This window comes from Pseudomonas sp. PvP100, assembly GCF_017833055.1.
Classification (GTDB): domain Bacteria; phylum Pseudomonadota; class Gammaproteobacteria; order Pseudomonadales; family Pseudomonadaceae; genus Aquipseudomonas; species Aquipseudomonas syringae.
In genome coordinates this window covers 5,468,002-5,480,162 of sequence record NZ_JAFIBO010000001.1, presented here as the reverse complement: position 1 = coordinate 5,480,162, position 12,161 = coordinate 5,468,002, and the positions used below count along the sequence as shown (strand labels likewise).

Below are 12,161 nucleotides of genomic sequence, written 5' to 3'. Positions count from 1 at the left end.
ACCGTCGAGAGAACTGAATCAATGCCGCATATTTTGATCGTCGAAGACGAAACGATTATCCGCTCAGCCCTGCGTCGCCTGCTTGAACGCAACCAGTATGAAGTCAGTGAAGCCGGCTCCGTTCAAGAGGCTCAGGAACGCTTCAGCATCCCGTCGTTCGATCTGATCGTCAGCGACCTGCGCCTGCCCGGCGCGCCCGGCACCGAACTGATCAAGCTCGGCGAAGGCAAACCGGTGCTGATCATGACCAGTTACGCGAGCCTGCGCTCGGCAGTCGATTCGATGAAGATGGGCGCGGTGGACTACATCGCCAAACCCTTCGATCACGATGAAATGCTGCAGGCGGTCTCGCGGATCCTGCGTGACCGGCAGACGGTCAAGCACCTTCAGGACGAACGCAGCGCCACCGCCAGGACCAGCAATGCTGAAAAAGGCCCGGCTCAGAACCATAACGGCGAGATCGGCATCATCGGCTCATGCCCGCCCATGCTGGATCTCTACAGCAAGATCCGCAAAGTCGCCCCAACTGATTCCAACGTCCTGATTCAAGGTGAGTCAGGCACCGGTAAGGAACTGGTCGCCCGCGCTCTGCACAACCTCTCACGCCGCGCCAAGGCACCGATGATTTCCGTCAACTGTGCGGCCATTCCCGAATCGCTGATCGAGTCCGAACTGTTCGGTCACGAGAAAGGCGCGTTTACCGGGGCCAGCGCAGGCCGCGCAGGTCTGGTCGAGGCCGCTGACGGTGGCACGCTGTTTCTCGATGAAATCGGCGAACTGCCCCTGGAAGCCCAGGCTCGCCTGCTGCGCGTATTGCAGGAAGGCGAGATTCGTCGCGTCGGTTCGGTGCAATCACAAAAGGTCGACGTACGCCTGATTGCCGCGACCCACCGGGACCTGAAAACACTGGCCAAAAATGGCGAGTTTCGTGAAGACCTGTTCTATCGCCTGCACGTTATCGCCCTGAAACTCCCGGCGCTGCGCGAACGTGGCAACGACATCCTGGAAATCGCTCGTGCGTTCCTGGTCCGCCAGAGCAGCAAGGTCGGACGCGACGACCTCAAATTTGCACACGACGCCGAACAGGCGATCCGCCATTACAGCTGGCCGGGTAACGTGCGCGAGCTGGAAAACGCGGTGGAGCGCGCGGTGATTCTCTGCGAGAACCCGGAAATCACCGCTGACCTGCTGGGCATCGACATTGAACTCGACGGGCTGGATGACGACGAGTACATGGGCATGGCACCGTTACCGGGCTCTTCCGGTTCGTCGGGCAACGAGCCCGCCGAAGACCTGTCGCTTGAAGACTATTTTCAGCACTTCGTTCTGGAGCATCAGGACCACATGACTGAAACCGAGCTGGCACGCAAACTGGGCGTCAGTCGCAAATGTCTGTGGGAACGCCGTCAACGTCTGGGTATCCCGCGGCGCAAGGGCGTGGCCAGCGAGACATAAAACCAGCCCAAGGCTCTGGCACGCGGTGCGCAGGGCGGGTACAAACTGTTACCTCAAGCGTTTCACGTAACAAAAGCCGGGTCTTACGGTAACGCAGGCCCGGCTTTTTTGTGTGCGCAAAACCGGCCTGTTGCCCGAAAAGCCCCGGTTTACGGGGCTTGGCAAAAGTTGGCACAGCTTCTGCTATATGCTTAGTACAAGAAGAACAACAAGCAGTACGACACCCACAATAAAAACAATACGAATCGACTCACGCATAACAAGAACAACACGGCGGAGGCGCAGCTAACTGATTCTTTTGGAGAGGAGTTGTATTTGGGCTTGCCCCGCAACCAGGCCGAGAACAACAAAAACTACCCTTAGGTAGCGCCTGAACTGGTTGGATCGAATGATCATTGCAACGCAGCGACCAAAGCAATCCGTTTGCTCTTGACTCCCGACTGGGAGGTTTCACAGACGAAAGTCTCGTGAATGGGCACTCAACAAAAACAAGAAGCCCAGGCAGAAAACAATAATAAAGAGCACACACTTTGGGGGAGCTTCGGCTCCCCCAGTAGCTTCCCCGCCTTGATCCGCGCCATCGTTTACCCTTCCGCGACAGCTTCCTACACCATCACTCGACTAAATGCTAGAATCCCCGCCCATCATGCGGTCATTCCACGTTTTTGGCCGAATATTCCTTCAAACAGTGCATCCCATGCTGAAGAAGTTGTTCCAGTCATTTCGTTCCCCACTGCGCAAACCGCAGCAACATACGCGCACCACGCCTGAAGTGCTCAACAGCAGCCAACATTCGCTGCAACGCAGTCAATTCAGCCGCTATGCCGTGAATATCGTCGAGCGCCTGCAGAATGCCGGCTACCAGGCCTATCTGGTCGGTGGTTGCGTACGCGACATGATGCTCAACATAACGCCCAAGGATTTCGACGTCGCCACCAGTGCCACGCCAGAACAGGTGCGTGCCGAATTCCGCAACGCGCGGATCATCGGCCGCCGGTTCAAGCTGGTGCACATCCATTTCGGTCGCGAAATCATCGAAGTGGCGACGTTCCGCGCCAATCATCCTCAGGATGATGAAGAAGAGGACAGCAACCAGTCCTCGCGCAATGAAAGCGGACGCATCCTGCGTGACAACGTATACGGCACGCTTGAAGAAGACGCCCAGCGTCGTGACTTCACGATCAACGCGCTTTACTACGACCCGGTCAGCGAGCGCGTTCTGGATTACGCCAACGGCGTGCATGACATCCGCAATCGCCTGATCCGCCTGATCGGCGATCCGGAACAGCGTTATAAAGAAGACCCGGTGCGCATGCTGCGTGCCGTGCGTTTCGCGGCCAAGCTGGACTTCGGCATCGAGAAGCACAGCGCTCAACCGATCCGCGCACTGGCGCCGATGCTGCGTGACATTCCATCGGCACGCTTGTTCGAGGAAGTGCTCAAACTGTTCCTCTCCGGGCACGCCGCCCCCACCTTTGAAATGCTGGTGGACCTGGAACTGTTCGAACCGTTGTTCCCAGCCAGCTCCAAGGCCCTGGAATACAACCCGACCTACACCCATACGCTGATCAGCAATGCGTTGATCAATACCGACCTGCGCATCAAGCAGAACAAACCGGTCACACCGGCGTTCCTGTTCGCTGCCCTGCTCTGGCCTGCGCTGCCGGCCAAGGTGCTGCGTGCTCAGGAACGCGGCATGCCGCCGATCGCAGCCATGCAGGAAGCCGCTCACGAACTGATCATCGAGCAGTGCCAGCGCATCGCCATTCCCAAGCGCTTCACGCTGCCGATCCGCGAGATCTGGGACATGCAGGAGCGCCTGCCGCGCCGTTCGGGCAAGCGCGCCGACCTGCTGCTCGACAACTCGCGGTTCCGCGCCGGCTACGACTTTCTGCTGTTGCGTGAAACTGCGGGCGAGCAGACCGATGGTCTGGGCCAGTGGTGGACCGATTATCAGGACTGCAACGACAGCGAACGCCGCGACATGATTCGCGACCTGAGCAACAAGCCTGAAGCGGCGGGCACAGCCCCGCGCAAGCGTCGTCGTAACAGCGGTGCCAAACGCAAGCGCACCACGGGCGAGGCGCAAAGCGGTGAATGAACCGCTGTTGGCCACTGAACGCGTGTACATCGGTCTGGGCAGCAACCTGGCTGCCCCGGCCGAGCAATTGCGCAGCGCCCTCAAGGCCATTGCGCAATTGCCCGATTGTCAGTTGAGCGGCGTATCGTCGTTCTATATCAGCGACTCGCTACTGCCCGGTCAACCGCGCTTCACCAATGCCGTCGCGGCAGTCGACACCTGCATGGCGCCGCTGACACTGCTTGATGCACTACAGGCCATCGAGCTGGATCAAGGCCGCGAACGCCACGAACGCTGGGGGCCGCGCACGCTGGACCTCGATATCCTGCTGTTCGGCGACCGCCTGATCGACGAGCCACGCCTCAAAGTGCCGCATTACCACATGCAGGCCAGGGCCTTCGTGCTGTACCCGCTGGCAGAGCTGGCTCCGGGGCTGACACTGGCCGACGGCCGCCTACTGAATCGTCTGCTCGATGATTGCCCGTTCACAGGCCTTGAACGTCTGCCCGCCGAGGCATGAAGCCTGTCTGTTACCGCGCCGTTGTAACCGGTCGGACGCACAGGTAACACCTTCAATTGACTTCACGCCCCCTCCTCACGAAGATAGGCCTCCCGCCGCCACACCACAGGCGAACGGGTGCGAAACAGGCCTTTGCAAAACACCGCGACACGACGGTGTGCCTGCTTTTCCAGGATGACTCTCACGCGCTGAGCACCCGTCTTCACAGCGCCTGATGGAGGACTTTACATGCCGAACATAACCGTTACGTCGCTGCTGGCCATGAAGCAGAAAGGTGAAAAAATCACCATGCTGACCTGCTACGACGCAACCTTCGCCCACACGGCCTCTCAAGCGGGTGTCGAAGTGCTGCTGATAGGCGACTCGCTGGGCATGGTCCTGCAGGGTCACGACAGCACCCTGCCTGTTACCACGGCTGAAACGGCGTACCACGTTGCGTGTGTGAAACGCGGCAACCAGGGCGCGATGATTCTCGCCGACCTGCCGTTCATGGCCAACGCGACGCTGGAGCAGACCCTGATCAACAGCGCGACGCTGATGCAGGCAGGCGCGCACATGATCAAGGTCGAAGGCGCTGCCTGGCTGGCCGAGTCGATCCGTTTGCTGGCCGAGCGCGGCATTCCGGTGTGCGCGCACATGGGTCTGACCCCACAGGCAGTCAACGTGTTGGGTGGCTACAAGGTGCAGGGCCGGCTGGAGGCGCAGGCGCGGCAGATGCGCGCCGATGCAATCGCACTGGAACAGGCGGGCGCAGCGATGATTCTGCTGGAGTGCGTGCCCAGCGAACTGGCCGAAGAAATCACCCAGGCGGTGAAGGTCCCGGTCATCGGTATTGGCGCGGGCAGCGCCACCGACGGGCAGGTCCTGGTGCTGCACGACATGCTCGGCCTGTCCATCACCGGACGCGTGCCCAAGTTCGTGAAAAATTTCATGACCGGTCAGCCCGATATCCAGTCGGCTATCCGGGCCTACGTGGCCGCAGTCAAAGACGTCAGCTTTCCGGCCACTGAACACGGATTCTCGGCATGAACACAGTAAAAACCGTACAGGACCTGCGCGCCGCTGTTGCGCGGGCACGCAGCGAAGGCAAGCGGATCGCGCTGACCCCGACGATGGGCAACCTGCACAGCGGCCACGCCGCGCTGGTCACCAAGGCGGCGCAGCGTGCCGATTTCGTGGTCGCCACTATTTTCGTCAATCCGCTGCAGTTCGGCCCCAACGAAGACCTGGCCACCTACCCTCGCACGCTGGCTGCCGATCAGGAAAAACTCCTGCAGGCCGGTTGCAACCTGCTGTTCACCCCAAGCGTCGAAGAAATCTATCCGCACGGCATGGCCGACCAGACACTGGTCAGCGTGCCGCACCTGTCGCAAGGCCTGTGTGGCGCCAGCCGTCCCGGCCATTTCGAAGGTGTCGCGACCGTGGTCAGCAAGCTGTTCAACATGGTGCAGCCTGACCTGGCGATCTTTGGTGAAAAAGACTTCCAGCAACTGGCCGTGATCCGGGCCATGGTCCGTGATCTGAACATGCCGATCCAGATCATCGGCGAACCGACGGTACGTGCCGACGACGGTCTGGCGCTGTCCTCGCGCAACGGCTATCTGAGCGACGATCAGCGCGCCGCAGCACCCGCCCTGTATCAGGCGATCCGTCAGATCGCCGACGCGATCAAGGCCGGCGAGCAGGATTTCGACGCGCTGCTGGCAAGCAAGAAGCAGCAACTGGAGGCTGCCGGTTTTCGTATCGACTACCTGGAGATACGCGATGCCACCAGCCTGCGGGCGACGACTGCCGACAATCGCGACCTGGTCATCCTCGCAGCGGCGTTCATGGGCAAAACCCGCTTGATCGACAACCTGCACCTGACCAGAAGCTGACAGGATGTGCGCTGGCAATGAACTAAGACACACCGGTAATGCCATACCGGTACAGGTTGCCTGAACCACAACCGACAGTATTCGAGACCAAACCCCGGTTGCCTGTGTGCGAAAAAGTACCGGGGTCATGTAAGGCGAGGCGCAGACAAACAGGTACGCGAAGGGTAGTCTGCGATGTGTAGCCCGTGAGAAAGCTTGCGACCTCGCTCCAAGAATATCCAAAGACAGAACCAGTTAAAGGAAACCCGCAGCGATGGCGTACTACCGCACTCCTTCCGATGTGACCGCTCTGCCCGCCTGGCAAGCGTTGAACAAACACCGCCAGGCCATGCAGAACTTCAGCATGCGCGAAGCGTTCAACACCGACCCGCAGCGCTTCAGCCAATTCACCCTCAGCAGCGCTGGCCTGTTTCTCGATTACTCCAAAAACCTGATCACCACCGAGACCCGCGACCTGTTGGTCAGCCTGGCGGGCGAAGTGGGCCTCAAGGATGCGATCAAGGCTCAGTATGATGGCGAGCTGGTCAACTCATCCGAAGGCCGCCCTGCCCTGCACACCGCTCTGCGCCGCCCGGTCGGCGACAAGTTGAAAGTCAACGGCGTCGATGTGATGCCGGACGTACACCGCGTACTCAATCAGATGACCGAACTGGTCGGCCGCATCCATGACGGCCTGTGGCGCGGTTACACCGAAAAACCGATCACCGACGTGGTGAACATCGGCATCGGCGGCTCGTTCCTCGGCCCGGAGCTGGTCTCCGAAGCGCTGGTGGCCTACGCGCACAAAGGTGTCCGCTGCCATTACCTGGCAAATATCGACGGCAGCGAATTCCATGAGCTGTCGATGAAGATTCGTGCCGAGACCACGCTGTTCATCGTCTCGTCGAAATCCTTCAACACGCTGGAAACCCTGAAAAACGCACAGGCGGCACGTGCCTGGTACCTGGCGCAGGGCGGCTCGGAAGTCGAACTGCATCGCCACTTCATCGCGGTGTCCAGCAACAATTCTGCGGCCGTAGCCTTCGGCATCCGTGAAGAAAACATCTTCCCGATGTGGGACTGGGTCGGCGGTCGCTATTCGCTGTGGTCGGCCATCGGTCTGCCTATCGCGCTGGCCATCGGCATGTCCAACTTCAAGGAACTGCTGTCCGGTGCCTACACCATGGACCAGCATTTCCAGAGCGCGCCGTTCGAGCAGAACATGCCGGTATTACTGGGTTTGCTGGGCGTCTGGTACGGCAATTTCTGGGGCGCACAAAGCCACGCGATCCTGCCGTACGATCATTACCTGCGTAACATCACCAAGCACTTGCAACAACTGGACATGGAATCCAACGGCAAGAGCGTCCGTCAGGACGGTACGCCGACGTCGACCGACACCGGACCGGTGATCTGGGGCGGCGTGGGTGCCAATGGTCAGCACGCTTACCACCAGTTGCTGCACCAGGGCACGCAGATGATTCCGGCCGATTTCATTGTGCCGATCGTCAGCTTCAACCCGGTTGCCGACCACCACCAGTGGCTGTACGCCAACTGTCTGTCGCAGAGCCAGGCACTGATGATGGGCAAGACCCGCGCAGAAGCCGAGGCAGAACTGCGCGAGAAGGGTATGGACGAGCAAGAGGTGCAGAAGCTGGCACCGCACAAGGTCATCCCTGGCAACCGTCCGAGCAATACGCTGGTGGTCGAGCGCATCAGCCCGCGTCGTCTTGGCGCGCTGGTGGCCATGTATGAACACAAGGTGTTCGTGCAGAGCGTGATCTGGGGCACCAACGCCTTCGACCAATGGGGTGTGGAGCTGGGCAAGGAAATGGGCAAAGCGGTGTACCAGCGCCTGACCGGCGGCACCGAAGAGCCGGCTGACGATGCATCGACACAAGGCCTGATCAACTACTTCCGCGGCCGTCACCGCGGCTGATTGTTTCCCTCTCGTTCCTACGCTCTGCGCTCAGCGTTACGCAGAAGTCTTGATGAGTAGGGGAAACGGGGCTTTTGTAGGAGCGACCGGGGCGGCGATCCGCCTTGTTCGCGAAGGCGTTATGTCAGACGCAGAAACTTCTGCGGCTGCACAGGGCCCTTTCGCGAACAAGTTCGCTCCCACGCCCTTCGGGCAGAAGCCCTGTACATCATCAGCGGATGTACGCTCTCCTTGTAGGAGCGAACTTGTTCGCGAAAGCTTTATTTCGAGTGATACATCTTTAGCGGATGTCCTTTCGCAAGCAAGCGAAGGGTCGCACGGTCCGTTACCACAAAAGTCTCTTTGCCGTACTTCCCTCCCCGATGCCCGAGCACGACATGGAATTCATCCGCACCCGCATCGAAAACCAGGTCATCAGCCTCACCGGCCTTGCCCTTGGTCAACTGGATCTGGAAAGCCCCAAGGGCGACCCGGGTCTGTTTGGCCCTCAGGCGGTGTGCTGGGAAGTGCATGACGATTTCACCAGCATGCTGGTCGGCGGCATCAGCGCATTGATGCTGCAGGCGCTGCACCCTCTGGCACTGGCGGGCATCTGGGACCACTCCAACTTTCGTCAGGACATGCTTGGCCGCCTGCGGCGTACCGGGCAGTTTCTGTCCGGCACCACCTACGGCTCCACGCGCGATGCCAACTGGCTGATCGACAAGGTCCGCAACATTCACCTGAACATCGTCGGCACCGCGCCCGATGGCCGGCCATATGCCGCCAGCGATCCGGATTTGCTGACCTGGGTGCATGTGGCCGAAGTCAGCAGCTTTCTCGCAGCGCATGTGCGCTATCTGAACCCGGACATGTCGCTCGCCGAACAGGACGCGTACTACGCTGAAACGGCGCTGGTTGCCGAGCGACTCGGCGCACGCAACGTCCCACGCTCCCGTCAGGCCATTGCTGACTATCTGGCAGACATTCGTGGCCAACTGGTCTGTGACCAGCGCAGCCGCGAAGTAATGCGCCTGCTGCTCGATGCGCCTGCACCCAACTGGCTGGCCAAGCCGTTTGGCGTATTGATGATGCGCGCCGGTATCGATCTACTGCCGGACTGGGCCAGCGACATGCTCGACGTCACGCAAAGCCCCTGCAAACGCCGAATGATCCGCTTGGGCGTCAACAGTACTGCGCCCATTCTGCGCTGGGCTGTGCGCGACGGATCGGCGCAACGTGCCAGACGCCGCATGGGCGTTTGAACGAGGCATGACGGTTTTCGGCAAACCGTGACCGGGCGGTTCACGGTTGGAACCTGCCTGCCTATCTGTGCCACCATGAGCGCTCAATAACAATGAGGATCAGCACCATGCACGACGTCGTTATCGTCGCCGCCACCCGTACCGCCGTGGGCAGTTTTCAGGGCTCACTGGCCTCTGTCGCCGCAGTCGATCTCGGCGCAGCGGTCATTCGTCAATTGCTTGCCTGCACCGGCGTGGACGGCGCGCAGGTCGATGAAGTCATCATGGGTCAGGTGCTGACCGCGGGCGCTGGTCAGAACCCCGCGCGGCAGGCAGCCATCAAGGCCGGCCTGCCCTTCTCGGTACCAGCCATGACCCTGAACAAGGTCTGCGGCTCTGGCCTCAAGGCCCTGCACCTGGCGACCCAGGCGATTCGTTGCGGCGACGCCGAGATCATCATCGCCGGCGGTCAGGAAAACATGAGCCTGTCCAACCACGTGCTGCCGGGCGCACGCACCGGACTGCGCATGGGCCACGCCAGCATGGTCGATACGATGATCACTGACGGCCTGTGGGATGCATTCAATGATTACCACATGGGCATCACTGCCGAGAACCTCGCGCAGCAGTACGACATCAGCCGTGAAGCCCAGGATGAGTTCGCCGCCTTGTCTCAGCAGAAAGCGCTGGCTGCGATTGAAGCCGGACGCTTCGTCGATGAGATCACCCCGATCCTGATCCCGCAGCGCAAGGGTGATCCGCTGTCCTTTGCAACAGACGAGCAGCCCCGCGCCGGCACCACCGCCGAGACCCTGGCCAAGCTCAAGCCTGCCTTCAAAAAGGACGGCACGGTCACTGCCGGCAATGCTTCCTCGCTGAACGATGGAGCTGCCGCCGTGATGCTGATGAGTGCTGCCAGAGCCGAGCAACTGGGCTTGCCGGTGCTGGCGCGCATCGCCGCCTACGCCAACGCCGGTGTCGACCCGGCCATCATGGGCATCGGCCCGGTCAGTGCCACGCGTCGCTGTCTGGACAAGGCTGGCTGGTCGCTGGCCGAACTGGACCTGATCGAAGCCAACGAAGCCTTCGCCGCACAGTCCCTGTCGGTGGGCAAGGAGTTGGGGCTGGATCCGCAAAAGCTCAACGTGAATGGTGGCGCTATCGCCCTTGGCCACCCGATTGGCGCGTCGGGCTGCCGCGTGCTGGTGACACTGCTGCACGAGATGATCAGGCGCGATGTGAAGAAGGGTCTGGCCACGCTGTGTATCGGTGGTGGTCAGGGGGTTGCTCTGGCGCTGGAGCGCTAGGGCAGGAAGAAGGCGCGGGTCAGCCCGCGCCTTGCCTATCAGGCGGCTGCGGGCGCCACTTCCATGTCAGCGGGCTCTGGACGCTTGATCAGCGCGTAGATCACACCGGTCAGGACACTGCCGGCGATGATCGCCAGCAGATAAAGCAGCGCATGGTTGATGGCGTTGGGGATCAGCATCACGAACAGGCCGCCATGCGGTGCCATCAGCTTGCAGCCGAAGTACATCGACAACGCACCAGTCAGCGCGCCACCCACGACACTGGCCGGAATCACCCGCAACGGGTCCTTGGCAGCGAAGGGAATGGCACCTTCCGAGATGAAGCACAGCCCCAGCACGAACGCCGCCTTGCCTGCCTCACGCTCGCTTTGGGCGAACTTGCGGCGAGCCAGAATCGTGGCGATGCCCATACCGATGGGCGGCACCATACCGGCAGCCATGGCAGTGGCCATCGGCGCGTAGCTCTGGGATGCCAGCAAACCGACCGAGAACGCATAGGACGCCTTGTTGATCGGCCCACCGAGGTCGACGCACATCATTGCGCCCAGCACCACGCCCAACAGGATCGCGTTGGTGGTGCCCATGCTGTCGAGGAAGTGCGTCAACGCTTCGAGCATCCCGGCAACCGGCTTGCCGACCACGTAGATCATCACCAGACCGGTGAACAGGCTCGACAGCAACGGGATGATCAGAATCGGCTTGAGCGCTTCGACGCTGGCCGGCAGACGTGCGTAGCGGTTGATCGCGGCAGCACTGTAGCCGGCCAGAAAGCCCGCGACGATACCGCCGATGAACCCGGCACCCAGCGTACTCGCCAACAGGCCACCGATCATGCCGGGTGCCAGCCCCGGACGGTCAGCAATCGAATAGGCGATGTAACCGGCCAGCAACGGCACCATCAGTTTGAACGCCGCTTCCCCACCGATCTGCATCAGTGCCGCAGCCAGCGTGCCCGGCTCTTTGAACGCAGTGATACCGAACACGAAGGAAAGAGCGATCAACAGCCCGCCCGCCACGACCATCGGCAGCATGAACGACACGCCGGTCAGCAGGTGCTTGTAGACGCCCGCCTTCTCTTGTCTGGCCGGCGACTTGGCGGCGGCCTCATCGGACTCCACTTGCCCTTCTGCCAGGGCCTTTTTCAGGGTGGCTTCGGACTGCTTGAGCGCGATACCGGTGCCGCAACGGTAGATCTTCTTGCCGGCAAAACGGTCGGTGTTGACTTCGATATCCGCCGCCAGCAGCACAACGTCGGCATCGGCGATGGCCTTGGCGCTGAGCGGATTGCGTGCGCCTACCGAGCCCTGGGTTTCAACTTGCAAGTCGTAATTCAGACGCTTGGCAGCCTGCTGGATCGCTTCGGCCGCCATGAACGTATGCGCTACACCGGTCGGGCAGGCCGTGATCGCAACGATGCGCGGTTGCCCGCCGGTGCCGCCGCTTGCCTGAGGCGCCGCGGCTTCGGACGCCACATGCACCTGGGCTTCTCGCTCGGCGCGCTGCAGAAAGCTGTCGACATCCTGCAAGGCATGCGCAGGCGAATCCTGAAACAGGCGCTTGCCGACAAAGCGGCTCAGGTCCACAGGACCGGTATTGACCACCAGAACAAGATCGGCGGCTTCGATGTCCTGGGCGGACAACTGTTGATCGGCCTTGTTGTGATCGATGATTTCGACGCTGGTTTCCCAGCCTTGGCGCAGGGCCGCCGCTTCGAGCAATCGTGCGCTGAGTACGCTGCTGACCTTGCCGCTCGGGCAGGCCGTAACTATGGCTAACTTCAT

Annotated in this window: 9 protein-coding genes; 8 read left to right on the top strand and 1 reads right to left on the bottom strand. The window is 61.0% G+C overall.

The features are described from left to right. The first annotated feature begins 21 nt into the window (after positions 1-21). From JOE39_RS23715 to JOE39_RS23680, 8 genes are all read left to right on the top strand, one after another. Positions 22-1,455 carry a sigma-54 dependent transcriptional regulator gene (locus JOE39_RS23715; RefSeq protein WP_004415163.1) on the top strand — a complete coding sequence of 478 codons (1,434 nt, stop codon included), beginning with the start codon at positions 22-24 and terminating at the stop codon, positions 1,453-1,455. Between the two features lie 697 nt (positions 1,456-2,152). Then, positions 2,153-3,556 (top strand): polynucleotide adenylyltransferase PcnB, encoded by a 1,404-nt coding sequence (locus JOE39_RS23710; protein ID WP_003345072.1) that lies wholly within the window; start codon positions 2,153-2,155, stop codon positions 3,554-3,556. Next, positions 3,549-4,055 carry a 2-amino-4-hydroxy-6-hydroxymethyldihydropteridine diphosphokinase gene (folK, locus tag JOE39_RS23705; RefSeq protein WP_003392646.1) on the top strand — a complete coding sequence of 169 codons (507 nt, stop codon included), beginning with the start codon at positions 3,549-3,551 and terminating at the stop codon, positions 4,053-4,055. Before JOE39_RS23710 ends, folK begins: the two co-directional genes overlap by 8 nt. A 228-nt stretch (positions 4,056-4,283) precedes the next feature. Next, positions 4,284-5,084: a 3-methyl-2-oxobutanoate hydroxymethyltransferase gene (gene panB, locus JOE39_RS23700; protein ID WP_003423024.1), complete on the top strand. Its 801-nt coding sequence runs from the start codon at positions 4,284-4,286 to the stop codon at positions 5,082-5,084. Continuing rightward, on the top strand, positions 5,081-5,932 hold the full coding sequence (gene panC, locus JOE39_RS23695; protein ID WP_003392648.1) for a pantoate--beta-alanine ligase: 852 nt from the start codon (positions 5,081-5,083) through the stop codon (positions 5,930-5,932). The genes panB and panC overlap by 4 nt, the downstream gene beginning before the upstream one ends. Positions 5,933-6,185: 253 nt before the next feature. After that, on the top strand, positions 6,186-7,850 hold the full coding sequence (pgi, locus tag JOE39_RS23690; protein WP_024664031.1) for a glucose-6-phosphate isomerase: 1,665 nt from the start codon (positions 6,186-6,188) through the stop codon (positions 7,848-7,850). Between the two features lie 377 nt (positions 7,851-8,227). Then, a complete protein-coding gene (locus JOE39_RS23685) occupies positions 8,228-9,094 on the top strand; it encodes an oxygenase MpaB family protein (RefSeq protein WP_210078209.1) in 867 nt (288 codons plus the stop codon). 107 nt (positions 9,095-9,201) lie between these two features. Continuing rightward, entirely contained in the window at positions 9,202-10,380 is a 1,179-nt protein-coding gene (locus tag JOE39_RS23680) for an acetyl-CoA C-acetyltransferase (RefSeq protein WP_210078211.1), read from the top strand. Positions 10,381-10,418: 38 nt separating this feature from the next. On the opposite strand, the gene JOE39_RS23675 is transcribed toward JOE39_RS23680, so the two are convergent. Next, on the bottom strand, positions 10,419-12,161 hold the full coding sequence (locus tag JOE39_RS23675; protein ID WP_024663880.1) for a PTS fructose-like transporter subunit IIB: 1,743 nt from the start codon (positions 12,159-12,161) through the stop codon (positions 10,419-10,421).